Annotated in this window: 27 protein-coding genes and 1 tRNA gene; 4 read left to right on the top strand and 24 right to left on the bottom strand. The window is 38.2% G+C overall.

Translation table 11 applies throughout. The features are described 5' to 3' along the window. Positions 1–383: 383 nt before the first annotated feature. Positions 384–1,085, bottom strand: coding sequence for an SH3 domain-containing protein (locus H624_RS12860; protein ID WP_051220510.1), 702 nt, complete (start codon positions 1,083–1,085; stop codon positions 384–386). Between the two features lie 184 nt (positions 1,086–1,269). Between H624_RS12860 and H624_RS0106645 the strand changes: the two genes are divergently transcribed. From H624_RS0106645 to H624_RS0106630, 4 genes are all read left to right on the top strand, one after another. Then, on the top strand, positions 1,270–1,617 hold the full coding sequence (locus H624_RS0106645; protein WP_026866899.1) for a helix-turn-helix domain-containing protein: 348 nt from the start codon (positions 1,270–1,272) through the stop codon (positions 1,615–1,617). An 8-nt stretch (positions 1,618–1,625) separates the two neighbouring features. After that, complete coding sequence (locus H624_RS11725) at positions 1,626–2,012, top strand: hypothetical protein (RefSeq protein WP_235678882.1); 387 nt, start codon at positions 1,626–1,628, stop codon at positions 2,010–2,012. A gap of 88 nt (positions 2,013–2,100) precedes the next feature. Further along, positions 2,101–2,550: an ImmA/IrrE family metallo-endopeptidase gene (locus H624_RS0106635; RefSeq protein WP_026866898.1), complete on the top strand. Its 450-nt coding sequence runs from the start codon at positions 2,101–2,103 to the stop codon at positions 2,548–2,550. Positions 2,551–2,560: 10 nt separating this feature from the next. Next, positions 2,561–3,601: a tyrosine-type recombinase/integrase gene (locus H624_RS0106630; RefSeq protein WP_026866897.1), complete on the top strand. Its 1,041-nt coding sequence runs from the start codon at positions 2,561–2,563 to the stop codon at positions 3,599–3,601. 134 nt (positions 3,602–3,735) lie between these two features. Here H624_RS0106630 and H624_RS0106625 read toward each other — a convergent pair. The 23 genes from H624_RS0106625 to rpmI form a co-directional block, all read right to left on the bottom strand. Beyond that, a tRNA-Arg gene (locus H624_RS0106625) sits at positions 3,736–3,809 on the bottom strand. Between the two features lie 81 nt (positions 3,810–3,890). Next, a complete protein-coding gene (locus tag H624_RS0106620) occupies positions 3,891–4,436 on the bottom strand; it encodes a GNAT family N-acetyltransferase (protein ID WP_026866896.1) in 546 nt (181 codons plus the stop codon). Between the two features lie 11 nt (positions 4,437–4,447). Then, on the bottom strand, positions 4,448–4,933 hold the full coding sequence (locus H624_RS0106615; protein WP_026866895.1) for a metallophosphoesterase family protein: 486 nt from the start codon (positions 4,931–4,933) through the stop codon (positions 4,448–4,450). A 13-nt stretch (positions 4,934–4,946) separates the two neighbouring features. Continuing rightward, a complete protein-coding gene (locus H624_RS0106610) occupies positions 4,947–5,537 on the bottom strand; it encodes an XTP/dITP diphosphatase (RefSeq protein ID WP_026866894.1) in 591 nt (196 codons plus the stop codon). Then, positions 5,530–6,348 (bottom strand): glutamate racemase, encoded by an 819-nt coding sequence (murI, locus tag H624_RS0106605; protein ID WP_026866893.1) that lies wholly within the window; start codon positions 6,346–6,348, stop codon positions 5,530–5,532. The genes H624_RS0106610 and murI overlap by 8 nt, the downstream gene beginning before the upstream one ends. Continuing rightward, positions 6,341–6,784, bottom strand: coding sequence for a MarR family winged helix-turn-helix transcriptional regulator (locus H624_RS0106600; RefSeq protein WP_026866892.1), 444 nt, complete (start codon positions 6,782–6,784; stop codon positions 6,341–6,343). Before H624_RS0106600 ends, murI begins: the two co-directional genes overlap by 8 nt. 178 nt (positions 6,785–6,962) lie before the next feature. Next, positions 6,963–7,739 (bottom strand): succinate dehydrogenase iron-sulfur subunit, encoded by a 777-nt coding sequence (sdhB, locus tag H624_RS0106595; protein ID WP_051220509.1) that lies wholly within the window; start codon positions 7,737–7,739, stop codon positions 6,963–6,965. Between the two features lie 17 nt (positions 7,740–7,756). Continuing rightward, positions 7,757–9,508, bottom strand: a complete 1,752-nt coding sequence (gene sdhA / locus H624_RS0106590; protein ID WP_026866890.1) for a succinate dehydrogenase flavoprotein subunit — start codon at positions 9,506–9,508, stop codon at positions 7,757–7,759. Positions 9,509–9,522: 14 nt separating this feature from the next. Further along, the gene (locus tag H624_RS0106585) at positions 9,523–10,134 is read right to left on the bottom strand and encodes a succinate dehydrogenase cytochrome b558 subunit (RefSeq protein WP_026866889.1); all 612 of its coding nucleotides are present in this window, start codon (positions 10,132–10,134) and stop codon (positions 9,523–9,525) included. Positions 10,135–10,253: 119 nt separating this feature from the next. Next, on the bottom strand, positions 10,254–12,023 hold the full coding sequence (uvrC, locus tag H624_RS0106580) for an excinuclease ABC subunit UvrC (protein WP_026866888.1): 1,770 nt from the start codon (positions 12,021–12,023) through the stop codon (positions 10,254–10,256). Positions 12,024–12,064: 41 nt separating this feature from the next. Further along, the gene (gene trxA, locus H624_RS0106575; RefSeq protein ID WP_026866887.1) at positions 12,065–12,379 is read right to left on the bottom strand and encodes a thioredoxin; all 315 of its coding nucleotides are present in this window, start codon (positions 12,377–12,379) and stop codon (positions 12,065–12,067) included. 176 nt (positions 12,380–12,555) lie between these two features. Then, positions 12,556–14,883 (bottom strand): endonuclease MutS2, encoded by a 2,328-nt coding sequence (locus H624_RS0106570; protein WP_026866886.1) that lies wholly within the window; start codon positions 14,881–14,883, stop codon positions 12,556–12,558. Next, positions 14,876–16,588 carry a DNA polymerase/3'-5' exonuclease PolX gene (polX, locus tag H624_RS0106565; RefSeq protein WP_026866885.1) on the bottom strand — a complete coding sequence of 571 codons (1,713 nt, stop codon included), beginning with the start codon at positions 16,586–16,588 and terminating at the stop codon, positions 14,876–14,878. Before polX ends, H624_RS0106570 begins: the two co-directional genes overlap by 8 nt. A gap of 28 nt (positions 16,589–16,616) precedes the next feature. After that, positions 16,617–17,144 (bottom strand): CvpA family protein, encoded by a 528-nt coding sequence (locus H624_RS0106560; protein WP_026866884.1) that lies wholly within the window; start codon positions 17,142–17,144, stop codon positions 16,617–16,619. Positions 17,145–17,147: 3 nt separating this feature from the next. Then, on the bottom strand, positions 17,148–17,411 hold the full coding sequence (zapA, locus tag H624_RS0106555) for a cell division protein ZapA (protein WP_026866883.1): 264 nt from the start codon (positions 17,409–17,411) through the stop codon (positions 17,148–17,150). Between the two features lie 139 nt (positions 17,412–17,550). Further along, on the bottom strand, positions 17,551–19,950 hold the full coding sequence (pheT, locus tag H624_RS0106550) for a phenylalanine--tRNA ligase subunit beta (RefSeq protein WP_026866882.1): 2,400 nt from the start codon (positions 19,948–19,950) through the stop codon (positions 17,551–17,553). Then, positions 19,937–21,001, bottom strand: coding sequence for a phenylalanine--tRNA ligase subunit alpha (gene pheS, locus H624_RS0106545; protein WP_035856301.1), 1,065 nt, complete (start codon positions 20,999–21,001; stop codon positions 19,937–19,939). Before pheS ends, pheT begins: the two co-directional genes overlap by 14 nt. Before the next feature lie 287 nt (positions 21,002–21,288). Beyond that, positions 21,289–22,032 carry a TrmH family RNA methyltransferase gene (locus H624_RS0106540; protein WP_026866880.1) on the bottom strand — a complete coding sequence of 248 codons (744 nt, stop codon included), beginning with the start codon at positions 22,030–22,032 and terminating at the stop codon, positions 21,289–21,291. After that, positions 22,026–23,102 carry a M42 family metallopeptidase gene (locus H624_RS0106535; RefSeq protein WP_026866879.1) on the bottom strand — a complete coding sequence of 359 codons (1,077 nt, stop codon included), beginning with the start codon at positions 23,100–23,102 and terminating at the stop codon, positions 22,026–22,028. The genes H624_RS0106540 and H624_RS0106535 overlap by 7 nt, the downstream gene beginning before the upstream one ends. 90 nt (positions 23,103–23,192) lie before the next feature. After that, positions 23,193–24,752: an alanine/glycine:cation symporter family protein gene (locus H624_RS0106530; RefSeq protein ID WP_026866878.1), complete on the bottom strand. Its 1,560-nt coding sequence runs from the start codon at positions 24,750–24,752 to the stop codon at positions 23,193–23,195. A gap of 246 nt (positions 24,753–24,998) precedes the next feature. Next, positions 24,999–25,778, bottom strand: a complete 780-nt coding sequence (locus H624_RS0106525; protein ID WP_026866877.1) for a YhfC family intramembrane metalloprotease — start codon at positions 25,776–25,778, stop codon at positions 24,999–25,001. A 62-nt stretch (positions 25,779–25,840) separates the two neighbouring features. Next, positions 25,841–26,197, bottom strand: coding sequence for a 50S ribosomal protein L20 (gene rplT, locus H624_RS0106520; protein ID WP_026866876.1), 357 nt, complete (start codon positions 26,195–26,197; stop codon positions 25,841–25,843). 23 nt (positions 26,198–26,220) lie between these two features. Continuing rightward, entirely contained in the window at positions 26,221–26,424 is a 204-nt protein-coding gene (rpmI, locus tag H624_RS0106515; protein WP_026866875.1) for a 50S ribosomal protein L35, read from the bottom strand. Between the last annotated feature and the right edge of the window lies 1 nt (position 26,425).

Below are 26,425 nucleotides of genomic sequence, written 5' to 3'. Positions count from 1 at the left end.
CCTCATTCAAAATAATAACTGCAACACCAGCTTTCAAATCATCGATCCTTTTCATACGATAAATACCTCCTAAATAATAAAAAAAGAGCCGAAGAGAAAGATTTCAACGCATAACAACTACGCTGAACCTTCCCCCTCGGACCTTTTATGTCAATAGGTGCCTTTTACATATTGTAAAAGATGTAGCCCTCGGTCACTGACCTACCTAGATAGCGGAACCCTAGCTACAGTTTTCTAGTTCATTTTTATGCTACCACAATTACTTAGAAAATAAAAGATACTCTTCAACTAGCCTGACCTTAGTTTAGCAAAAATCTACCAGCTATAATGTTTTTCCACACGATAATCCGAATACCCTTAAAATACTTGTGTAATGTGTTTGTTTAACTAAATGTACCCCAGTCTTTACCAACTTCGCCAGTTTTACTATTCCATGTTTTCACTGGAATATACTTACGTTTACCACTTACCGTGTAACCTAACCAAATGTGACCGTCCTGACGAACAATCTCGTCATAGTTACACTTCCAACCAGGATTCGCCCAACCACCTTCAGGTGCTGATCTAAATGGACTGCCAAAGCGACTCATAACTCTAGTGCTACCGTTTTTCCATGTGCCTTTTTTCTTCATATACTGTGTACCATATTTATTTTTCTTCCAGCCACCAGTATTCACTAATTCCTTCTTGCTTGCCGGTTTAGCAGATGGCTTACTAGCCACTGTACCTTTATTTAACGCATTGAGATGTGCTTGTACACGGTTTCTGAATGCTTGATAAGTGCCTGTAGCGTGCATCTTGTGTGGACAGTCTTTGCCTGACCAGTCATAGTGTCTTTTCAGTCTATCCATTTCCCAACCGTATTGTTTAAGCACGTGAGCGATATATAGTGCTGCGTTTTCCTCTGCCGCTTTATATCTGGCTGATTTAGAGCCTGAATATCCATTATCCATTGAGTAACAAATTTCGATACCGATTGAACGCATATTCCCATTACCCATACCATCCCCTGAGTGCCAGGCTGTGCGATTAAACGGGATAAGTTGTACTGCTTCTTTATCGTCAATAGCTACATGATAGCTCACTTTCGCTAGATATCCATCATATCGGCGACCAATTATTACTCGTAATGCGTAACTCTTAATTAGTATTATACTTATGCGTTTTGCGTAAGTCAACACTTTTATTACGCTTTTTGAAAAATATATTTCTCTATACGCATTAAAACGCTACAATAAGAGTAAATTCACATATGAAAGAGTGTTAAATATGGATGTTAATCGTTTGATTTCTTTAAGAGAAGGTAAAGGGTGGTCTAAGACAGAAGCTGCTAGACGTTTGAACATTGCCAATAGCACATATTCTGGTTATGAGTACGGTCATCGTAAGCCTGACAATGAGATGCTAGTGAAGATATCCGAACTCTACGATGTGACTACAGATTATTTATTAGGTAAAACTGATAGTGAAAACTTTTCATCTGACGACTTCGACTCCTTCATGTTCGACAACAAAGAAGCATTCGATAGCCTACCAGATGATGTGAAGAAAGAATTGATCCGTGAGATTAATGAGAAGATTGAGTTCTTGAAGTATAAGCAGAATAAAGATAAGTAGGTGTTTGTATGGATTGGAAAAAGTTTTCTAAAGGTGAAACCACACAAAAGAATGAAAAAGTTTCTTTTAAAGAAGTTCGTGAATACGAAAAGAATAAACGTGTAGAAAACAAGAAAGAACCATTAAATAAACACGGATTTGATAACCCTACCGACGTAACTAAACACTCTTACCAATCACAGAATATGATGGCTTCGTTCGATAAATTTTATAATGCTTTTGGTATGTTGACATTCAATATGGAAAAGCAAGCCACATTCAATTACTACAACAATCAACTTAAACAATCATTTATGTTAGCTGCACAGAACGATGAATTGATTAAGCAGAACGATAAAATAATTGAACAAAATGATGAAATCATCAACCTATTAAGCCAAATAGCTGATAAGTAACAACCAACTGACCATTGGTTTTATACAGTGGTCAGTAATTTTTTAAACTTTAAACCGAACATATGTTCTAAAATAAAGGGGTTTTGACATGAGAATCGAACAGAAAGTTAATGACATCGTGGATTTATCCATATTAGATGTACACGATCTGAATATAGAACACCTAGCGTACATGTTTGATGTACACATACTGTATAACCACCAATCCAACTTTTATGTACAGAAGGCAAGCGTAGACATTATCGGGCTTAAATTCGATAAAAAGCATGAGATGTTCAAAGCATTCTGCCATGAAGCAGGACACATGTTTTTACACGCCACACATCAACACAATATGCCTAGAGCATACAACGAGTACCAAGAAGCAGAAGCTGAAAAGTTTGGACTACTCCTACAGATGCCAGAAAAGCTAATCACCAAAAATAGACTCTATCAGGCAACGGATTTAATGGCGTATTTTGGCGTTTGTGAGGACGTTGCACTTAAAAGGATAGATATGCTAGTCAATCATTCTAAAGTCTCTGGAATACAGTTTTAGGAGGGATACAATGGAACCGAAGAAGATAAATGGTAAGTGGGGATTTGATTTTTCATATAAAAACAAACGGTATAGACAGCAAGGTTTTGCGACTAAGAAAGAAGCTAAAATGGTTATAGAAAAGATACTAGAAAATCCTATTAAACAACAAAATAAATATGCTCATCTAAACTTCGCTCAATACTTTACCTTGTGGGTAGAAACGTATAAAGAGAAGTACGTCACTCATAAAACCTATTTGAGATACTTTAATGCTCTTAGAAAGTTCCTACTCTACTTTGGTGATAATGTACGTCCTAATGATGTCACACAACGTGAATATCAAGAGTATATTAATCAACTAGGCGAACAATATACATTAGGTACCATGAAGAAAGATCATCAAGCAATCAGAGCATGTTATGAGCAGGCAGTCTACGATGGAATCGCAAAACGTAATCCTACATTTAATGCTCGTTTAGAAAGTGAGATTGAAGATATGCCTGGACATGTTAAGTTTATGGAAGATTTTGAGTACGAGAAGTTAAAAGAAGTCATTAAAGAAATGAATACACCAAGCGGATTATTTTTATTCATCTTACATGTCACAGGTGCTAGATTTGGTGAAGTAAGTAATCTAAGATATGAAGATTTTGATTTTGAAAAGGAAACGATATTTATACGTGGTGGTAAAACGATAAATGCTAAGCGCACAGTGGAATTATCATATGAAGATAGCAAATATATTAAAGAACAAATAGAAGCTCTTAAAATCAATTTAAATGGCACATTCCTCAAACGATCTAACACTGCTATTAAACAGCACTTTAGAAAAGCATTAGACAATGGTGACATCAAAGGACATAAAGTCCTACACTCTCTCAGACATACACACATTACCTACTTAATCGATAAAGGTGTCGATGATGAACATGTATCAAAACGTGTTGGACATGCGAACATAAATATTACACGTGAATTCTATGGACATCGTTTTAATAGTTCAAAAGAACAATCAGAAAGTGTCGTTAAAGATATCCTAAATTCTATAGAAAATAATGATACCCCATAAGGGTATGTGTTTCGTTGGCAGAATATTGACATCTATATTCACTTTTAATCACTTTAAATCACATGACGAAAAAATAAAAACCCTATTAAATCAACGATTAACGATGATTAATAGGGTTTAAAAAAGTATTCAGACGTCCTGGGAGGGATTCGAACCCCCGACCGATGGCTTAGAAGGCCATTGCTCTATCCTGCTGAGCTACCAGGACACGACTTAATTAACACAAGTTCTATTATAATCAAAGTGCATAGTGAAAGTCAATGCATTTTTTGATTTTTTGTAACCAATGTTAATTTTTCGTTAACCAGTCTCTTTTCATCATACGATATTGGACTAAATCGTGAAAGTGATCATACAAAAATTCATATTCTTTCAACAGTGCTTCTTCTTCAAAGCCTAATCGCTCAGGAATTTTACGACTCTTTACATTTTCTACTCCTGCAGAGATTTCTACTCTATGAAGCTCGAGTTGTTTAAAGCCATAATCCACGAGTCCTCTTACGGCACGTGTCATGATACCTTGCCCATTATAGCCTTCGGCTAACCAATAACCTATGGCACCTCTTTTATTCAATAGATCGATTGTATTGAAGCCACACATACCGACGAGATGACCTTCTAGGTACACACCTAAGGTCATCGACTGGTTGGCATCATTCGACTCTATCCAAGCCTGAATCGTCTTCTTATAGCTTTCTGCTTCGGTAACATAATCTACCCAAGGCAACCATTCTCTTAGTTGTTCTCGGTTCTTATCTACAAGATCAAACATGGTCTGATATTCACGTACTTTTAGCTGTCTCAGCATTAACGTTTCATCGATTTGTACTTTCATACACTCAATCCTTAGTTGTTTAAGTTAAATTCATCCATCAACTGATGTTTTCTACTATAGTATGACGCAATTTTACTCTCTGTATCAATGACTAAATAACTTTCTGGATACTCGTTACGTGAGGATGAAATACTGCCTGGATTAATGGCAAAGACTCCATTAATCTTCTCTATTTTAGCCACATGTGAGTGTCCATATAAGGCATACTTCGCACCGACTTCTTCTGCTTTAGCTGCAAGTTCATTTCGGTTTGATTTAATGCCATATAAATGTCCATGTGTATAGAACATCGATGTTTCTTCTAAGAGTCCTTCTTTTGGATACGCTGAATCTTTATCTGTGTTACCTGTAACTCTTAAAAATTGCTGCATTTCTTCATCGTCGTATGGAAATTCACTATCCCCTAAATGAATTGCCTCATCTGGTTTTACTGTCTCATACACTTCAGTCAGAATATTTTTTTCACTGTGATTATCACTAATGACTAATACTCTCATCGAACTCAACCTCTCATTTCTTTAGCTTTTCAAATACTGCTTCATCATTTATTAATTTTTCTAAAGCTTTTCCTCTATGACTTATCTTCCCTTTTTCTTCAGAATTAATCTCACCAAGGTAAATCCCATCTAAAGTTTTAAAGAGTGGATCGTAACCAAAGCCACCTTCACCATGTGCTTCTGTTAGAATTTCACCTAGGAGTGTGCCTTCGTAGGTACGAGTTTCTTCTCCTGGAATCGTTAAGGCTAAAACACAAGTAAAGTAAGCGGCTCTATTTTCTACACCTGATAATTCATTAAGTAGCTTTTCATTGTTTTTCTGGTCGTTGCCATGTTCACCTGAATAGCGTGCAGAATAGACGCCTGGACGGCCGTCTAGGGCTTCAACTGATAGTCCTGAGTCATCACTAATAACCGGTAGATTTAAGGCTTTTGCGGCTGCTTCACTTTTTAATACCGCATTTTCTCTAAATGTCACGCCGGTTTCTTCGACATCAAAATTCGGTAAAATTTCTTTGATCCCGACAACTTCATAGTCAGAAAAAATTGCTTTAAAGTCATTGATCTTACCTTGGTTTCCACTCGCAATCACAATTTTACTCATATTCGTTCTCCTCACTTAGCCATATATATTTTATTTTATAATCTATATCTTTGATCCAACTTGTTAGAATGGTTTCAAAAGTGTAATTTTCCCCATGAATAAAAAATTGATGCACAGGTTGATGTTTTTCTGAGATCAACAAATCCTGGCGATACATTTGGTTTAAGGCAATATTGACAGTCTCAAAGCCTGCATCGACAATTTCTTTTTTGCCATCGAAAAATTTATCGATTTCACGTTCGATTAAAGGAAAGTGTGTACAGCCTAAAATTACAGTATCTGCTCTTGTATCTTTATAAGCTTTAAGTGACTGTTCAATCACTTCTTGAGTAAGCTTGTGATTTTTATAGTCTCCACTTTCGATTAAGGTCACAAATTCAGGACAGGCGAGACTATGCACTGTGACTTCACTATCAAAGTCAAAAATTGCCTTTTCATACTCACCTGATTTTACTGTGCCTTCTGTCGCTAAGAGGAGTATTTCACTGTTCTTACTCTTCCTGACTGCACCGAGTGCACCAGGGGTAATTACACCATAGAGTGGGATGTCCACCTCTTTTTGCAGTTCTGGCATGACTGCAGCTGTAGCAGTGTTACATGCAATGATAATTGCTTTGACACCTTGTTCTATTAAAAATTGAACAGCCGCTTTAGTATGTCTATACACAGCGGCTGTGTCTTTTGGTCCGTATGGACAGTTAATTGTATCAGCGAAGTAGTAGATTGTCTCCGAAGGCAAAGCGTGCATGACTTCACTCGCTACGGTTAATCCACCGACGCCTGAATCCATAATGCCAATCGGTTTAATCATTAATATATCGCTCACTTTCTTGTAAAACCTCTTCTAAAACAACAGGTAAGATTGCTTTTTTGTCCTCACTTAAGTCACCTGTAATTTTAGAAATGTATTCCACTCGCTTATCGATCACTAATTGAATCAGTGTTCGCCCACGTTCTTCCATACTCACTAAGACTAGACGCTTATCTTTTGTAGAGCGCTGACGTTTAACGTAATTTGAGCGTTCTAATTTATCTACGATATCAGTTGTTGTTGAGTGCGCTAAATACAACCTATTCGACAGCTCACCAATAGTAATCCCTTCCTTATCTCCAACCCATTGCAGTGCAATAAATTGAAGTGGAGAGATTTCGTGATCCTTTAAAATCTCACGACCATTTGCCCTCACTCTAGCAGCAATGTAGCGTAAGGATTTTTCTATTGAAATAATCTCAGCTTCTCCGTACATAATTTCTAGTCCCCTTATGTGTCATTATTAATATAATAACAAAACAAGGCGTCTAAGCCAATCAGTTCAATACTTATCCAATCCACAAAGGTAAAAAGCTCACTACTTTTAGCACGGTCAAAACTAACCGTAGCTGTTAAATAGTGAGCTTATTTTAACCTTCAATCCAACCGTAAACTTAGTTTACTTGGTGGTCTGAACCAAAGAATGATTTAAACATATGGAAAGTAGTTTCACGTTGCATTGAAGCGATTGAAGTCGTTAAAGGAATCCCTTTAGGACAAGCTTCAACACAGTTCTGTGCCATACCACATTCAGCAATACCACCTGTACCCATTAGAGCATCTAGGCGTTCGTTTTTAGTCATACTACCTGTTGGGTGTAGGTTAAATAATCTAACTTGTGAAATTGGTGCTGCACCCATGAATTTAGATTTACTATTAACGTTTGGACATACTTCTAAACATACACCACATGACATACATTTAGAGAGTTCATAAGCAACCTGGCGTTTTTTCTCAGGCATTCTTGGTCCTGGACCAAGGTCGTATGTACCATCGATTGGTACCCAAGCTTTCACACGTTTTAAGTTATCGAACATAAATGAACGATCGACTTGTAAATCTCTGATTACTGGGAAAGTACTCATTGGCTCTAATTTAATCGGTTGTTCGAACTGATCAATTAGTGCTGTACATGATTGACGGGCACTGCCGTTAATCACCATAGAACACGCACCGCAGACTTCCTCAAGACAGCTTGAGTCCCAAGTAACCGCAGTTGTTTTTTGCCCCTTAGCATTAACTGGGTTTCTTTGAATTTCCATTAAGGCACTGATCACGTTCATATTCGGGCGATATGGAATTTCAAACTCTTCCCAATAGCTTGATGCTTCTTGGTTTTCTTGACGCTTTATGCTTAACTTAATTGTTTTTGTATCAGTTGCATTACTCATTTTCAGCCATCCCTTTCTTAATGTTTAGTAGAATAGTCACGGATACGTGGTGGAATTAAACTTACGTCCACATCTTCGTATTCGAACTTAGGCGCATTTGTCGGTCCATCGTATGACGCTTTTGTCGTTTTCAACCATTCTTCATCGTTACGGTCTGGGAATTCAGGTTTAAAGTGAGCCCCACGTGATTCATTACGGTTGTATGCACCAATCGTAATCACTCGAGCCAAGACTAACATGTTCCATAGCTGACGTGTAAAGAAAGCAGCTTGGTTCGACCATTTTTGAGTGTCATTAATATTGATGTTTTTGTAACGTTCCATCAATTCAACGATTTTCTTATCAGTTTCAAGCAATTTGTCGTTGTGACGTACAACAGTTACATTCGCTGTCATAATTTCACCGAGTTCCTTATGGATTACATATGCATTCTCTGTACCGTCCATCGCTAGGATGTTGTCGAATTTCTCCTGCTCTACCTGAGCGTGTTTTTCATATAATGACTCATCTAAGTCTTCATAAGACTTATCTAGACCGTTAACGTATTCAATCGCTTTTGGTCCAGCAACCATACCACCGTAAATTGCAGATAGTAATGAGTTCGCACCCAGGCGGTTACCACCGTGTTGTGAATAATCACATTCACCTGCAGCAAATAAACCAGGTACTGAAGTCATTTGATCGTAGTCAACATATAAACCACCCATAGAGTAGTGCACTGCTGGGAAGATCTTCATTGGTACCTTTCTTGGGTCATCACCAGTGAATTTCTCATAGATTTCTATGATACCACCAAGTTTGACATCCAGTTCATGTGGGTCCTTGTGAGAAAGGTCTAGGTATACCATGTTTTCACCGTTAATACCTAACTTCTGATTCACGCACACATCAAAGATTTCACGTGTCGCAATATCACGTGGCACTAGGTTACCGTAATCCGGGTATTTTTCCTCTAGGAAGTACCAAGGCTTACCGTCTTTATAGGTCCAAACACGACCACCTTCACCACGTGCCGATTCACTCATCAGACGTAACTTGTCGTCACCAGGAATGGCAGTTGGGTGAATTTGGATGAACTCACCATTCGCATAGACTGCACCTTGCTGATAAACGATCGATGCTGCAGAACCTGTATTGATCATAGAGTTTGTTGATTTACCGAAGATAATTCCTGGTCCACCAGTTGCCATGATAACTGCATCTGCTTTAAAGGTTTTAATCTCTCCAGATGTAATCTCCTGGGCAGTAATACCACGTGCTTTCCCTTCATCGTCGATAACGACACCAAGGAATTCCCAACCTTCGTATTTATCTACCTGTCCTTTAACTTCATAACTTCTCACTTGCTCATCTAGCGCGTACAGTAATTGCTGACCTGTTGTTGCACCAGCATAAGCTGTACGGTGGTGAAGCGTTCCACCAAAACGTCTAAAGTCTAAAAGTCCTTCAGATGTTCTGTTAAACATTACACCCATACGGTCAAGTAAGTGAATAATTTTCGGTGCTGCTTCTGTCATCGCTTTAACTGGAGGCTGGTTCGCTAAAAAGTCTCCACCGTAAACGGTATCATCGAAGTGAATAAGCGGTGAGTCACCTTCACCCTTCGTATTTACCGCACCGTTAATTCCACCTTGTGCGCACACTGAGTGTGATCTTTTAACAGGAACGATTGAGAAAAGATCGATATTCGCTCCTGATTCTGCTGCTTTGATCGTTGCCATTAAACCAGCGAGACCCCCGCCGACAACGATTACTTTATTATCCGCCATTATTTACACTCCTTTTATACAAACGCAAATATTGCCATTAAACCAATTGTGCTGATCACTAAGAATACTAAAATTGCGACGTAAGACATAAGCTGCTGTGATTTGTTAGATTGCGTAATACCCCATGTAATCATGAATGACCATAAACCGTTGGCAAAGTGGAAGACAGTTGCTACCACACCAACAATCCAAAATACTAACCAGAATGGATTGGCAACGACTTCTTCAACCATTTGGAAATTCACTTCTTCACCTAAGAACACTTGGAAACGCGTCTGGTAAACGTGAACTGCAATAAAAATAAATGCAATAACCCCTGAAATTCTTTGCAGAACAAACATCCAGTTTCGGTAAGTGCTATAATGACCAACGTTCATCTTAGCAGTAAATGCGATGTAAATACCGTAAATACCATGGAAAAGTATTGGTAAATAAATGATGAAAATTTCTAGCAAAATAACAAATGGCAGGTTACCCATAATCCCTGCAGCAAAGTTAAAAGCCTCTTCACTGTATGTAGCCGTAAAGTTAACCAACAAGTGCTGGATTAAAAATACGCCCAACGGAATAACTCCAAGTAATGAATGTAATCTGCGAATGTAAAAACCTGAATCCTGATTCGACACAAAAGACCCCCCCTAACTAATTGTCAATAAACTTTACTTATCATTTTACTCTTTGTTAAAAAACAAATCAAGGCGACTTTGGGCATTTGTGTAATATACTTACATTCTTTTAGAATCCTTTATTCACCTAGCTTTTGAGAAATATTCTCAGCTACATTTTTGGGTATTCCGATGGCCATAAAATCCTCTGTATTTTTCTCTTTCATCTTTTTCACAGAACCAAATTCTTTGAGCAATTTTCGTTTTCTAGAGGGGCCGACCCCTTCAATATTATCTAGCTGTGAAGCAATGGTTGTCTTCCGCCTTGTGTTCCTATGGAAAGAAATTGCAAATCTGTGTACTTCATCTTGTATTCTCTGGAGTAAATAGAAACTCTGTGAATTCTTTTTCATCGGTACGACTTCAGCTTGTTCTCCGTATAATAATTCAGCTGTCGAGTGCTTATCATCTTTCCTTAGTCCTGCAACTGGAATGTCTAGGGACAATTCATTTAATAAGACACCTTTAACCGTGTTCATATGGCCAACACCCCCGTCAACGATGATCAAGTCTGGTAGTGGTAAACTTTCTTTTAAGACTCTTGTATACCTTCTTCTCACGACCTCAGCCATTGAAGCATAATCATCCGGACCTTCCACAGTTTTAATCTTATATTTTCTGTAGTCTTTTTTAGAAGGTTTACCGTCTATAAAGGACACCATTACACTGACAGGATCCACACCTTGAATATTGGAGTTATCAAAGGCTTCAATTCTCCTCGGCGTTTCAATATTCATCAGTTCTCCGAGTGTATCAATCGCATGAATCGTACGTGCTTCGTCTCTTTTGATCATTTCGAATTTATTACCGATCGCGATGTTCGCATTTTTACTCGCAAGGTCCACCATTTCTTTTTTGGCACCTCTTTGTGGCGCTTTAACATTAACGGGTAAGGCTTCATTTAACAACTCTACATTGAAGTTTTTAGGAATATGAATTTCCTTAGGCATTAAGTTCGATTTTACATCATAGAAATGAACGATGAATCTAAAGAACTCTTCTTCTATGTCATCGTTTAAAGGAAACATCTCAGCTTTCTTCTCGATGAGTTTACCGCTTCTTATAAAGAGTACTGATACAGACATCCAGCCGTTCTCAACCGCGTAACCGAAACAGTCTCTTGCTGTCATATCATTGGTGAGTACATTTTGTTTTAACATCGTGTTTTCAATATGCCCCATCAGATCACGATATTCTTTAGCCTTTTCAAATTCTAAGGCTTCTGCTGCTGTTTCCATCTTCTCTTGTAATTCTTTCATCACTTCGTCGGTTTCGCCGTTTAAAAAACTCGTGATGCCATCAATCATCTTCTGGTTTTGTTCTTCTGTCACATTGAATACACAAGGGCCGAGACATTGTCCGATGTGATAGTACAGACATAATTTATCTGGCATGACATTGCACTTTCTTAGGGGATAAATTCTGTCTAACAGTTTTTTTGTTTCATGTGCACTGTAGGCATTTGGATAGGGTCCAAAGTATTTACCTGAATTCGGCTTTACGGTCCGTGTCACGACGAGCTTTGGATGCTCTTCTTTTGTAATCTTTATAAAGGGGTAACTCTTATCGTCTTTTAAGAGGATATTGTATCTCGGTAAATGCTTTTTAATCAGAGTGTTTTCTAGGAGCAATGATTCAATTTCTGAGCCTGTAACTATATAGTCGAAGTCTGTAATATCTTGGACGAGACGCATGGTTTTTTCATCATGTGCACCAGAAAAATAAGAACGCACTCTGTTTCTTAAATTTTTCGCCTTACCAACGTATATAATTTCCTGGTCCTTATTTTTCATTAGGTAACAACCAGGTTCAGTCGGCAAAACGGATAGTTTTAGTTTTAATTCGCTCATATAATCCCTTCTTTATATAAAAAAAGCCGCCGAATGGCGACTTATGCGTGTTTTTCAATTAAAGCTGAAAGCTGTTCTTTAGGTTGGAATCCAACTACTTTGTCAACAGGCTCGCCGTCTTTGAAAAGAATTAAAGTTGGAATACTCATTACTTCATACTCACTTGCAGTTGCTTGGTTATCATCAACATTTAATTTAGCAATGTTTGCTTTTCCTTCAACTTCAGGTGCTAATTCTTCTAAAATTGGAGCGATCATTTTACAAGGCCCGCACCATGGTGCCCAAAAATCTACTAGTGTTAATCCACTGCCAACTTCTTCTTTAAAACTTGAATCGTTTACTTCAATAATAGCCATCTAAAACTACCTCCATTTTTATATTGGTTTAAGTATACAACAATTTATTTTCTCACTCAACGGTATTGCTTAGACGAGGAAAACCAAGTACACAATACCGCTTAAAAACATGATTATACCTACGGCTATCAGTATTTTAGCCAGTTTGTACATATCAAAATTATCCATACATTCACCTATTTCATTTCTACAATCGTCACACCAAAACCACCTTCTGAAGGCATCCCACCTCTAAAGGACGCGACCTTGGGATGGCGTCTCAAGTACTGCTGGACACCTTTTTGAAGTGCACCTGTTCCCTTACCATGGATAATTTCTACTTCAGCATAGTTAGAGAGCAAGACTTGATCTAGGTACTGCTCTAATTTAATTAGCGCATCCTCATACCGCTCACCCCGAAGGTCCAATGTTCGATTGACTTGAGTTTTATTTTGACGGATAGTCACTGGTTTTTCAACCTTTTTGGCTTTCCTTTTCTTCACTTCAGACTTATCTAGCTTCATCTTGATAATACCCATTTGAACGGTGACTTCATCATCACTTACATCGATAATTTCACCTTTTTGACCGTAGGTTAATACGTCCACCTCATCACCAACCTCAAGCGTTTCGACTTTTTCATTTCGAATATCTTTCTTAATATCCTTTTGATAATAGGCATCAGATAAGGCTTTTTTCTTATCGATAAGTTCATGTTCTTGAATGCTATCTACACCTAATTCTTTCATCATTTCAAGCTCTTTGATTATTTCTTCTGCTTCTAGTTCTCTTTGTTTAACAATACGATTGGCTTCTTCTTGTGCCTTATCAATCATCTTCTCTTTCATTTGATTGTACTGTTCATATTGATTACGAAGGTCTTGATACAGACGCTCTGATTCTTTTAGTAACTCAGTCGTTTCAATTTCTGAATCACGTACTTTAGAAGTATGACGTTCAAGGGCAGAAATCATCTCATTGACTTCCATATTATCTCGGCCAGTTAAAGTTCTTGCACGTTCAATCACCGTTTCTTCTAAACCGAGTTTAGATGAGATTTCAAAGGCATTTGACTTACCTGGAATCCCCATCAACAATCGATAAGTTGGAGAAAGACTTTCTACGTCAAACTCCATACTCGCATTCAAAACATCTTCACGCGTATAAGAGAAGGATTTAAGCTGTGGGTAGTGCGTTGTCGCTATGACTTTCGCTTGATTAGCCAGTAAGTATTCAATAATACTAATCGCGAGCGCTGCACCTTCTTCTGGATCTGTCCCTGCACCAAGCTCATCAAGGATAACGAGTGAATCACTGTTTACCCGCCTTAAAATATCAGATATGTTCACCATGTGACTCGAAAAGGTTGACAGGGATTGCTCTATAGATTGCTCATCACCAATATCTGCATAGACTTCCTTAAATATCGATATTTCAGAGCCATCCCTAGCAGGTATAGGAATCCCAGCCTGTGCCATTAATACTGACAGACCTGCCGTTTTAATCGTCACCGTTTTACCACCGGTATTGGGTCCAGTAATGATAACTGCTTGTGTCTTTTGATCAATAACGATATCATTCTTAACTGCTGTTTCTGCATCTAAAAGCGGATGATAGGCACTGATGAGTCGAATCGATTGATCATCGATAATCGTCGGCTTAGTCCCTTTAATTGAAGCCCCGTACTTCGCCTTAGTAAAGACCATATCTATATGATGTAAATTTTCATCATGCTGATAAAGTACGTCGGCATAGCCAGCTGTTTCATTCGTTAAGTCACTCAGTATTTTAGTCACTTCAACTTGTTCTTTTTCTTTTAGCTGTGAAATATTATTCGTCAATTCGACAATCGCAGTCGGCTCGACATAAATGGTTTGTCCACTCTGTGATGAGTCATGCACAATCCCTTTAAATTCACTACGATAGTCTACATTAACAGGAATCACATAGCGGCCATTCCGAGTCGTTATTATACTGTCACTTAGTTTTCTTTGGTTCTTTCTGACGATATCATTTAGACGATCTTTAACCTTTTGTTCTTCTGACCCGATTTTACGGCGAATTCTTAAGAGCTCAGAAGAAGCATGATCTAAGACTGCGACTTCATCAACCGTTTCAGTAATTCTCTTGTACAAGACATGAATATCTTCAAGATTTTCAATGTAACCTTTAATATGTTCTAAAAATATTTCATCCTCTTCAAAAGAGCGAATTAAATTTTCTAGCATCTTTTTACGATTTAATATACTTCTAATGCTATTAAATTCACTTACACCTAAAATACTGCCGATTTCCGCTCGCTTGATGTAAGGTTTGATATCACTAATTCCAGCGAGTTCAACGTGACGATGGCGAATCATAGTAGAAGCATCGTCCACTTCTAAAATGTTTCGCTCAATTAAGTCACGGTCTCGCTCAACTATAGAGAAATCAAGCGCTTCGCTTGTCTTTTTAGAGATAGCGAACGTTTTAAGTGTCTCGAGAATTTTATCGAATTCTAAAGTCTTAAATGTTTTTTCATTCATTTATATCACTCTGCTTACCTTTATTAATAAAATCTTTAAATGCCTGACGGTTCATCGTATTGATCACTTGAGACTTATGAACAAAACCTTTTTGTAGGGTCGCAACACCGTACTTCATAAAATCAAAATGGTCTGTGTGATGGGCATCTGTATTCACAGTGAACAGGTTGTCTTTATTAGAAATAACAGCACTCGAAAGATCGAGTCGTTTTGGATTCGCATTTATTTCTAAAACAGTGCCCGTCTTTTTAGCATAGTCAAATAGTGCTTCCATATTAACAGGATAACCCGTTCTTTGACCAATCAGGCGGCCAGTCGGATGGGCAATATGTCTGACGTAAGGATTATCCATCGCATTTTTCAAACGCTTCATAATCTCGTCTTCACTCTGCTGAAAACTAGAATGGATCGCAGCGATAACATAGTCTAGTTGCTTCAATACTTCATCATCATAATCGAGGCGACCATCTGCTAAAATATCCATCTCGATACCACTATACACATCAATATCATCGTATTGCGCGTTAATCTTTTTAATTTCTTCTACTTGAGCTAACAAGCGTGCTTCTGATAGACCATTTGCCACAATCAAACTCTTTGAATGGTCGGTAATGACAATATAGCTATAATTTTTCTCCCTAGCCTTCTCAACCATCTCGACGATGGAATTCGCACCATCACTAGCGATTGTATGCATATGGAGATCACCATTGATATCGTCTTCTGAAATAATTTCACTGATATCAATTTCCGTTTCTTTACCTGTTTCTCTCATACTCGGCGGAATAAAAGGCAGACCGAAATAATCGTAAAATGCCGCTTCAGATTCAAATGTTTTTAGGCCATCTTTAGTTTCCACACCATACTCACTAATCTTCTCGCCACGCGCTTTCGCAATTTGACGCATTTTAACATTGTGGTCTTTTGACCCTGTAAAGTGCTGCAGTGTCGAAATATATTCATCACCTTGAACGAATCTAAAATCCACATTGATCTTATCAAAGTCATGTTCAATCTCAATTGATAATTTCTTGTCACCACGGCTTACGACATCACTCACAAAGTCCGCTTGTAAAATATGGTGGGTAAAGCCCTCAATATCATTTGTCTTAACGATAAAGTCCAAGTCCCTAGACGTCTCTTTTAGGCGTCTTGAACTCCCTGCCATATCGTATTGAACAACCTGGTCCATCTCATCAATCGTCTTTGTAATCAGTGTCTTAAATTTGAGAATCTTATCGATTGGGTAACGCTCAGGTCGACTGATCACGAGATCGATGGATTTTAATATATTCTCTTCAGTTTTATTACCAAAACCTGGCATATTACTAATTTCATTGTTTTGGCAGGCTTTTTTTAATGCTTCTAGACTATCGATACCGAGTGCTTCATGAATTTTTGCAATTCTCTTTGGGCCAAGATTCGGTATTTTTAACATGCGCACTAGACCGTTTGGTACTTTATCTTCCAGTTCTTTTAAGACGGTCGATTGTCCACTTTCAATAAATTCATTGATAACTGCTGAGGTCCCTTTTCCGATGCCTTTAATTGATGAAACATTATCAATTTCTTTCAGTGTCCGTTCATCACTTTCTAGTGCAGCTGCAGCTTTTCTATAAGCTGACACTTTAAAGCTATTTTCAAGGTTTAATTCCATATAGACTGCGATTGTTTCTAAGAGTCTAATCACATCTTTTTTTACCATAGTTTCCTCCAAAAAAAGAGCCATATTTCTATGACTCTACTTGTATCCATTCTATTAACTTATCGGAAATAATAAATGTGTGATCCATTATAAAGTTAGCAAGGCCAGATTCAACAATTGCTTCTTGAACTGGTGCAAATGGTACTGTAGCAACGAAGAACAAGATAACTGCGAGTACGTAAATGACTTCGATTAAACCAATTATACTACCGATGATACTTGTAATTAGACCACCAGAAGCCACTTGTTGGAAGTAATCAAACCCACTGACAATAATCTGAATGATAATCTTACTAATAATAAAGATAATGAAGAAAGCAAACATATAGTAGTAAGCATATTCTTGATTCGCCACGTTTTCTAATACTGGGTTTGGAGCTGCTGTCGATGGATAAGGCATCACCAGGTAAAAACGACTACCGAGTGTTTCATAATTAGTGGCTGCAATAATCACTGCAGCAATGGTGCCAATAAAATGTAAGGATTGTAGGATAATACCTCTACGATACCCTACAATTAACCCAATCAACAGAATGATTAATATTATAAATGTCATAGTTTAGTTCCCTTTTTTAAGCGCGTCCACTTCTCTTTCGAGTGCATCGCATTTTTCTTTTAACTTTATATAATCGTCCATTATATTACAAGCCGTAAGTACTGCTTTTCTAGTTGTATCTAGTCCTGGGCTCATCTTTGCAATCGCTGTAATCTTATCATTAACCTCTTCGGCTATGTGCCTTAAATGTGCCTCGTCCTCAGAGCCTACTAAGGTATAATTCTCGTTGTAAATTCTTACAGATATGCGGTTTTTCTGTTCACTCATTCGACTTCGCCCCCTAATCTTTAGTCATGTCACACACTATTTTAGTTTATTCACATTATACTTATCCTATTTTGTTTATTCAAGACAGAAGAAGTAGAATCGCACTCACTAACCGTGGTCAGTAAGTGCGAAATCATTATTATCTAATTGTATATCCCTTGTCAACGAGCGCATCGATGACTGGTTGATGAAGTGCTTCGACATCCTTATCCGTTAGGGTTTGTTCTCGATCTAAATAAGTTAGATGGAGTGCAATTGATTTTTTACCTTCTTCAATATGCTCACCTTGGTAAACATCAAAAGGATACACATCGATGAGATGTTTCGATGCATTTGATTTCATCGTATCAATGATGGTTTGAACGCTCACTGAATCTTCCACTTCTAAGGCGATATCTCTAGAAATTGATGGGTATTTTGGTAGAAACTCATATAAGATATTTCCGGTCTTGTATGAGAATATTTCTTCTAGATTCAGCTCAAAAACAACCGTTTGACCGAGGTCATGTGCTTCACCATAAGTTGGATGAAGCTCACCAATTAGACCAACGACTTTATTATCTAAAGTAATTTCAGCGCTACGACCTGGGTGTAATTCATCAAAATGACTTGCACTGTGATAATTGACTCGATTACTTAAATTCAGTTTTTCAAAAATTGCTTCAACAATTCCTTTTAAAGTATAGAAATCTGAGGCTTGACCAGATTTCTCCCATTGCGTCTGGTGATGAACACCAGTCATAAGACCTGCAATTTTCAACACTTCATCAGGGAGCTTATCTTGACCGTTTGTAACAAAGATATTGCCGATTTCAAATATGGCAACATTCTTTTGTTGGCGGTTCACATTATACGTCGCGTTGTCGACTAAGTGTGGAATGAGTGACGTTCTTAATATCGAACGGTCTTCACTCATCGGCATAAGTAATTTTAGGCCTTCTTTAATTTGTGTAAACTCTCCGATTCTATCTTCACTAGTCAGTGCATAATTGATTGCTTCAGAGAGGCCATGAGCGTTGAGTTGGCGTTTAATAACACGTGTTTTTGCTTGCTCATCTGTCAGACGCCCTGGTGTAATCTCACTGTATTTAGGTAGTGAAGATGGTACATTGTCGTAACCATAAATACGTGCGACTTCTTCAGAAATGTCCTCAGGAATTTTTAAATCATCTCGGCGAGATGGGACAATGACTTCAATCATGTCTCCTGTCTTTTTAGCGCCTAGACCAAGTCGCTCTAAAGTATTTAAGATTTCACTCGACGGTAAATCCGTACCGAGACGGTTGTTGATGAAGTCTGAAGATGTTGTGATTACACTGTTCTCGAGATTAAGTACACCATCACTACTGATACCGTTAAGTGTTGTCGCACTCGCATATTTTTCTAAGAGATAAGCGGCTCTATTTAATGCAGCAAGCACAAACTCATGAGAAGGGCCCTTTTCAAAACGTTGAGACGCTTCACTACGAAGGTTAAGGCGGCTACTTGTTTTTCTAACTCTTACGGGATCAAACAGGGCAGATTCAATAACAACGTTAGTTGTCTGATCCGTTACCTCAGTATTTAATCCCCCCATGACACCCGCTAAGGCGATTGGATATTCACCATTAGTGATAACAATATCTTCAGCTGATAAAACTCGCTCTTTACCATCTAATGTAGTGAATTTCTCATTTTCCTCGGCACGTCGTGTCACGATTTCATCTGCTTGAATTCGGTTTTTATCGAACATGTGTAAGGGTTGGCCAAACTCTAAAAGAACATAGTTTGAAATATCAACAACGTTGTTAATTGGTCGAATACCTGCTTTAATTAAACGCACTTGCATCCAGAGTGGCGCCGGTTGAATCACAATGTCTTTAACTTCACGAAGGGCATAAAACGGTACTGCACTAGAGTCTTCGTTCTTCACACTAGTCGTTACTGTTTCATCTGCTTCATTAACACTAATATTCGGTGCTTTTACTTCACCACCGAATAGTGCGCTAGTTTCATAAGCTGCACCAATCATAGATAAGGCGTCCTTACGGTTTGGTGTTAAATCAAAATCAAGGACTTGATCACTTAAATATAATGCTTTTAATGCATCTTCACCTGGTGTTTGTTTAGTGTTAAACATGAAGATACCATGCTTATATTCTTCAGGTACGAATTCTTCTTTAATACCGAGTTCTTGAAGTGAACAAATCATACCCTCTGATTTTTCACCGCGGAGTTTCGCACGTTTAATTTTTACGCCACCAGGTAAACGACCGCCTGGAAGTACAGCAGCAACGTATGAATCTTCCTTGACATTCGGTGCCCCGCAGACAATCTGGACTGTTTCTTCTCCAACATCAACTTGACATAGATTCAGTCTATCTGCCTCTGGATGCGGCTCGACTGATTTGACGTAACCAACAACGAGATTATTAACATCTAATGTATAGTCGTCAATGCTATCGACTTCAATTCCACCGCGTGTAATCGTTTCTGAAAGTTCATCAGTCGATACATTAATGTCTATAAATGTTTCTAACCATTCTCTAGATACTCTCATCTTTTTGACCTCCATCTTCTGTCGGAATAAATTGATCAATGAATCTAAGGTCATTGGTATATAAATGTCTAATATCCTCTATTCCGTATTTTAGCATCGCAACACGGTCTGGACCCATACCAAAAGCAAAGCCTGAATATTCTTTCGAGTCAAAGCCAGCCATCTCTAGAACATTTGGATGAACCATACCGGCACCTAATATTTCAATCCAACCTGTCTTTTTACATACGTTACAACCTGACCCTTTACACTTGAAGCATGAAATATCTACTTCGACACTTGGCTCAGTGAATGGGAAGTAACTCGGACGGAGTCTGACCTCACGGTCTTCACCGAACATTTCCTTAGCGAATAACTCTAAGGTCCCTTTTAAATCTGACAGGTGGATGTTCTTATCCACTACCAAACCTTCGATTTGCGTAAATTGGTGAGAGTGTGTTGCATCATCACTATCACGTCGGTACACTTTACCTGGACAAATTATTTTCACAGGTCCGACGCCATTGCTCGCTTCGAGCGTACGTGCTTGAACGGGTGAAGTATGCGTACGCAGTAATATATCTTCAGATATGTAGAAGCTATCTTGCATATCTCTTGCAGGGTGTGCTTTTGGAAGATTTAGCGCTTCAAAGTTATAGTAATCCTGTTCGACTTCATAGCCTTCTTTAATTTCATAACCTAAACCAATAAAGAAATCTTCAATATCATCGATGATTCGCGTAATCGGATGGGCGCCTCCAATTTCTGTAGAACGACCAGGAAGCGTCACATCAATTGTTTCATTGGCAAGCTTTTCATTGAGAGCCTCAGCTTTTAATTCAGCTTCAAGTTCATCAATTTCACTTTCTATTGAAGTTCTTAATTCATTTACCTTCTGACCATAGGCAGGTTTTTCTTCATTAGAAAGATTTTTCATTTCTTTCATTAATCCAGTCACATGACCTTTTTTACCGAGATATTCAACTTTTAGTTGAGTCAGTTCTTGTCTTGAAGAAACACTTTTTAACTGTTCTTCAAATTCTTTATACAACGTTGACATAGTATCTGTCATTGCCCTTCATCTCCTCATTAAAAAATAAAACTCCGTCCTTATATAAAAGGACGGAGTTCCGTGGTACCACCTAATTTTCTGCATGAAGCAGACACTTAAACGCATCTATATAAGGTGACGCACACCCCATAACTTCATCAATCAGATGAACACTGATTAAAACCGTACATTAATTTTCAGCTCTATTAATGTTCTCTTTGACGGTCTCTATAATCATTTATTTCTGACTTCTACCGAAGTATGTCTATAAAGTTGATACTATAATTATAACTAATTGTGACTTAAAATCAAGATTTAAAGTGATGCATGAGTATGGCACCAGCAATCGCTACATTCAAACTTTCACTGTCACCAGTCATATCAATTTTTGCATTGATGTCCATCAACTCGAGGGCTTCAGAAGATAAGCCGTTGCCTTCATTTCCTAAAACGAGCATGATATCATCATCCGGTTGTTGGAAGCTATCAATGTACACTGCATTGTCTAGCGCTGTACCTATCTTAATCCCTTTAAAGGCCATTGCTGCTTCTGAAACCTCCCGAGTGATAATATTTAAATGAAAATGGCTACCTTGAGCTGCTCTTAGTACTTTAGGATTAAATGGATCTGCAGCTTTTGGTGTTAGAATTATTGTCTTAAAACCAAAAGCATCAGCAGTTCGAATTAAGGTTCCGAGATTACCAGGATCCTGAACATCTTCTAGAAGTAAGACGCGTTTATATGACAAACCAGTCGCTTTACTTTCCTTTAATACTGCAACAATACCAGGTGGTGTATCTAAGGTTGACAGTGACTTCATCACTTCATCGGTCACAAACATCGTGCGTTGATTTGATAAGTATAAGCCATGTTTAAAGCCGTCAGTAACAATGATTATTTCAATATCAATCTGGCTTTTAAGAGCTTCTTCTACTAGGTGTACTCCTTCAACTAGATACAAGCCTGATTTTTTACGGCCTTGTCTCGTGTTCAGTTTACGGTAGTTTTTTACTTGTTTATTATCCTTTGAGGAGATAACTTCTTTTACCAAATGATTTCGTCCACCTTACTGTCATCGAGTGATTTGACAACTTCCGCAACAAGCTTGACTGCATTTTGGTAGTCCTCACGGTGCATAATAGAGACGTTTGAGTGCATATAACGAAGGGGTACACCGATCGCAACTGATGGTACACCTTCGTTAGACACATGGAAAGAACCCGCATCAGTACCGCCACCTTGGATGACTTGAAGTTGATATGGAATGTCTTTTTCTGCTGCGACTTTTTGAATGTGTTTTCTAAATGGTACGTGGCCAATGTTTGAGCCGTCAAGTAAAAGTAGAAGTGGGCCTTTACCTAAATCACCTGTACCATTCGATGACTTCATTCCTGGTGTATCCATTGCAAGTCCAACATCAACTGCGATCGCAAGGTCAGGCTTTACCTTGTTTGCAGCAACTTTTGCACCACGTAGGCCGACTTCTTCTTGTACTGTCGCACCTGAGACTAAGTTAATATTTAAGTTGTCATCCTTTACAGATTTTAATAAATCAATGGATAGTGCAGTCCCAAAGCGGTTGTCCCAAGCTTTTGCAAGCAGGTAATATTCATTAGCAAGCTCGGTAAACTCAGTATATGGTGTCACCATATCTCCAAGCTCTACACCCGCTTCTCTTGCTTCTTCTTTTGAAGCGACACCGATATCAATAAACATATCTTTGATTTCAACTGGTTTTTTTCTTTCTTCAGCCGTGAGTACATGTGGGGGTTTTGATCCAATCACACCAGTCAGCTGTTTTCCTTCACCTGTTGTGATAGTCATGCGCTGTGATAACATGACTTGGTTCCACCAGCCACCGACAGGTGAGAATTTTAAGAATCCATTATCATCAATTTCAGTGACCATAAAGCCGATTTCATCTAAGTGGCCACCAACTAAAATCGTCTTAGTACCCGACTCACTACGTTTCTTACCAAAGATTCCACCTAAGTTGTCTTCAATAATTTCATCACTTAAAGGCTCAATATAGGCTTTAACCTTGCCTTTGACTGCTGATTCAAAGCCAGCAATACCATTGACATCTGTTAAATCTTTTAACATTTCAAGTTGTTTATCCATTTAATAATGCTCCTTTTTAATTCCTTATTTGTAGTTTATCATATTTATAAAAGTTATAAGCACCCTGATTAGGGCGCTTATTGTATTTTCCTAGGATTTAGGATAGCCATATTCAGCTTTATTTTCTACTTCATGAACACGTCTATGCCAGAATGTTTCACCTTTAAGGCCATCATTCTCACCTGGTCGATAAATAATCTCACCTTCAAGCTTACCTTGTTTCTTAAGTTTGTATTGCCGCTCGTAGTCCTTGAAGATTGCTAGTGTCGGTTTTTGAAGAATGATGATACCGATGACGTTAATCCAAGCCATCATACCGACCCCGGCATCACCCATCATCCATGCAACATCAGCTGTTGATAGTGTACCGTACACTGCTGACGCAATTAGAGCGACACCTAATACTGGTTTTAACCAAGTCATCTTACCTCTAGTAATATACATAACGTTGGTTTCTGCAATATAGTAGTAGGCCAATATCGTTGTATAACAGAAGAACAGTAAGGCAAAAGCAATAAAGTATGAGCCAAAGCCTATAAAATCAATATTGAATGAATCTTGGCTTGAGAAGGCTTTATCGATACTGGCTTGAGTAAAGGCAACTGTTCCACTGACATCTCGGCTACCATCCGCTGCTTCTTGATATACCCCATTGTCCACTATGAGTCCACCGTTATCATCTGATACGTTGTACATTCCTGTCATTAAAATCATTAAGGCAGTCGCAGTACATACAAATAATGTGTCAATATATACAGAAAATGATTGTACTAACCCTTGTTTAGCTGGGTGAGATACTTCAGTTGCACCAGCAGCGTGTGCGCCTGTACCTTGCCCTGCTTCGTTTGAATATAGACCACGTTTGATACCGATCATAATCATGGCACCAAGTATACCTGCAAACTGTTGTTCTAGGCCAAAAGCACTTCTAAAAATCAATGCAAGTAATGCCGGTACTTCAGAGATGTTCATAATTACAATGATGACAGCTACTATTATGTAAGCAACAGCCATGAACGGTACTAAGATTGTAGCAACATTTGCAATTGACTTGATTCCACCAAAGATAACAGCACCTAATATTAAAGCAATAAATACTCCAATCATCCAATTATCAATTGGAAAAGCGTTGACTGCAGAACTTGCGATTGAATTTGACTGAATCCCAGGTAAGAGAATACCACAAGAAATAACTGTAACCACCGCAAACAACATACCGTATATCTTACCGAACGTACCACCTATCCCCTTTTCTAGATAGTAAGCCGGTCCCCCGCGGTACTGTGCGTCTTCCCTTTGCTTATAAACTTGCGCGAGCGTCGATTCAGCGAAGGCACTACCCGCACCTAAAAATGCTATCAGCCACATCCAGAACACTGCACCCGGACCACCAAGGAAAATTGCTGTTGATACACCAACGATGTTACCTGTACCCACTCGTCCAGCTAGTGTTACAGCGATTGCCTGAAAACTTGAGATTCCTTGATCAGATTTCTCCCCTTTTAACATAAGACGCAACATGTCTTTTAAATATCTCACTTGGAAAAATTTCATTCTAAGCGAGAAATATAGTCCGACGACCACTAATAAGACAGGCAGTGGCCAGCTCCAAACTATATCGTTTAAAAACGATACTATTGTCTCCATAATAAGACTCCCCTTTGTTTCTCCCTTTATTTATATATCAAATTACCTTTCAAATATAGTCCATTTAATCGCTCATGTCTATAGATTTTTCGAAATTTTGTTATCGCTTACAATGTTGATATATAAAGGAATTCTTCAATCACAAGCCTAGTGTACGATTGAGGGATTTCGCGCTTTGGTGGATGGTTGAAATCGTATTTTTCACGAGTTCTCACAAAATCACTGAATTCCACTAAAAATCCCTTGATTTTAAATCAAGGGATCACGCTGATAGTTTTTAATTAATCTAAAGGCAATAAATATAACGATAGCTGTTACGACAATTAAGCCACTATACATGAGCCAAGGGTTAGTTAGCAGGCCTGCCTGCATCATTGCAGCTGTAACATTTGCGAGTGCGTGTAGCAATATCGCAAGTGGGTATAAATACCATTTTCCTTTCATCATGACCGCGCAAAAGACAATGACAGACAGCGCGATGTGTAGACTCATAGCGATGATGCGTTCAAAAATTGCTAGTAAATACATATACCATGCTTGGCTATTGATTAATTCCTCTCTTGGAATCGGTATGTCATTTAATAGTGGTGATCCGGAATTCACCATAAAGGCAATAATAATAGAATTCACCATAGCAAGTCCGACGACTAATATAGCTTCAATCCCACCGTGTCCGATACCGTAAGAGATGGCACTGTCGATGTCTTTATACCATTTCTTTGTGATTAAAAAGGCAAGAAATCTTCCTGTTTCTTCAAATATTCCTGCTGCAAGTACACCATATAAAACAAATAGCCATGGTGAATTATCTCTTAAGGACACACTATCATCTACTCCGGGATTGAGTACAATCATATGTAAAATTTGCTCTAATACTAAAGCAAATACGACAAATACTAGAGTCCCTATTAAGATAGGAAGCCACCGTGTTTTAAATTTAAAACGTAATACAAGTATGAAGATAAATGGTAACAGGACCGTAACCAATGCGGTGATGCCCATCATCATTATTTCTGAGTTCTCAATCATATGTATACCTCCATTTAAAAGCATAACAAAAAAGCTCCCAACAATGGGAGCTTAAAATTATATTAGTTTAAAGCTTTTTTAGCTTGTTCTACGATTTCACCAAATGCCTTATCATCTGAAATTGCAATTTCAGAAAGCATTTTTCTGTTGATATCGATGCCAGCAACTTTAAGACCGTTCATTAGACGGCTGTAGCTGATGTCGTGGTTACGTGCAGCAGCGTTGATACGTGAAATCCATAATTTACGGAATTCGCTTTTCTTCTGTTTACGGTCACGGTATGCATACTGACCTGATTTGATGACAGCTTGTTTCGCTGTTCTATATAAAGTGCTCTTCGCACCAAAATAACCTTTTGCTTGTTTTAATACTTTTTTACGTCTTTTACGTGAAGTTAAACCATTTTTTACGCGAGCCATTTCTAACTCCTCCTTTTAATATATTATTTTGCAGATTTAGCTAATAAGTGTACTAAGCGTTTCGCATCAGATTTAGCAACTAATGCAGATTTTCTTAAGTGGCGTTTTTGTTTAGTTGTTTTGTTAGCAAATAAGTGACTTGTGAAAGCTTGTGAACGTTTGAATTTGCCTGTACCAGTTTTCTTAATTCGTTTAGCATAGCCTTTATGAGTCTTCATTTTTGGCATG

This window comes from Jeotgalicoccus marinus DSM 19772, assembly GCF_000425825.1.
Classification (GTDB): domain Bacteria; phylum Bacillota; class Bacilli; order Staphylococcales; family Salinicoccaceae; genus Jeotgalicoccus; species Jeotgalicoccus marinus.
Note: the sequence above shows the minus strand (reverse complement) of the source record. Positions and strands in the feature narration are given on the sequence as shown.

Coding starts and splice junctions, on each gene's coding strand:
- H624_RS0106645 (WP_026866899.1), top strand. CDS start 1,270: ATGGATGTTAATCGTTTGATTTCTTTAAGAGAAGGTAAAGGGTGGTCT.
- H624_RS11725 (WP_235678882.1), top strand. CDS start 1,626: ATGGATTGGAAAAAGTTTTCTAAAGGTGAAACCACACAAAAGAATGAA.
- H624_RS0106635 (WP_026866898.1), top strand. CDS start 2,101: ATGAGAATCGAACAGAAAGTTAATGACATCGTGGATTTATCCATATTA.
- H624_RS0106630 (WP_026866897.1), top strand. CDS start 2,561: ATGGAACCGAAGAAGATAAATGGTAAGTGGGGATTTGATTTTTCATAT.
- H624_RS0106620 (WP_026866896.1), bottom strand. CDS start 4,436: ATGAAAGTACAAATCGATGAAACGTTAATGCTGAGACAGCTAAAAGTA.
- H624_RS0106615 (WP_026866895.1), bottom strand. CDS start 4,933: ATGAGAGTATTAGTCATTAGTGATAATCACAGTGAAAAAAATATTCTG.
- H624_RS0106610 (WP_026866894.1), bottom strand. CDS start 5,537: ATGAGTAAAATTGTGATTGCGAGTGGAAACCAAGGTAAGATCAATGAC.
- murI (WP_026866893.1), bottom strand. CDS start 6,348: ATGATTAAACCGATTGGCATTATGGATTCAGGCGTCGGTGGATTAACC.
- H624_RS0106600 (WP_026866892.1), bottom strand. CDS start 6,784: ATGTACGGAGAAGCTGAGATTATTTCAATAGAAAAATCCTTACGCTAC.
- sdhB (WP_051220509.1), bottom strand. CDS start 7,739: ATGAGTAATGCAACTGATACAAAAACAATTAAGTTAAGCATAAAGCGT.
- sdhA (WP_026866890.1), bottom strand. CDS start 9,508: ATGGCGGATAATAAAGTAATCGTTGTCGGCGGGGGTCTCGCTGGTTTA.
- uvrC (WP_026866888.1), bottom strand. CDS start 12,023: ATGAGCGAATTAAAACTAAAACTATCCGTTTTGCCGACTGAACCTGGT.
- trxA (WP_026866887.1), bottom strand. CDS start 12,379: ATGGCTATTATTGAAGTAAACGATTCAAGTTTTAAAGAAGAAGTTGGC.
- H624_RS0106570 (WP_026866886.1), bottom strand. CDS start 14,883: ATGAATGAAAAAACATTTAAGACTTTAGAATTCGATAAAATTCTCGAG.
- polX (WP_026866885.1), bottom strand. CDS start 16,588: ATGGTAAAAAAAGATGTGATTAGACTCTTAGAAACAATCGCAGTCTAT.
- H624_RS0106560 (WP_026866884.1), bottom strand. CDS start 17,144: ATGACATTTATAATATTAATCATTCTGTTGATTGGGTTAATTGTAGGG.
- zapA (WP_026866883.1), bottom strand. CDS start 17,411: ATGAGTGAACAGAAAAACCGCATATCTGTAAGAATTTACAACGAGAAT.
- pheT (WP_026866882.1), bottom strand. CDS start 19,950: ATGAGAGTATCTAGAGAATGGTTAGAAACATTTATAGACATTAATGTA.
- pheS (WP_035856301.1), bottom strand. CDS start 21,001: ATGACAGATACTATGTCAACGTTGTATAAAGAATTTGAAGAACAGTTA.
- H624_RS0106535 (WP_026866879.1), bottom strand. CDS start 23,102: ATGGATAAACAACTTGAAATGTTAAAAGATTTAACAGATGTCAATGGT.
- H624_RS0106525 (WP_026866877.1), bottom strand. CDS start 25,778: ATGATTGAGAACTCAGAAATAATGATGATGGGCATCACCGCATTGGTT.
- rplT (WP_026866876.1), bottom strand. CDS start 26,197: ATGGCTCGCGTAAAAAATGGTTTAACTTCACGTAAAAGACGTAAAAAA.
- rpmI (WP_026866875.1), bottom strand. CDS start 26,424: ATGCCAAAAATGAAGACTCATAAAGGCTATGCTAAACGAATTAAGAAA.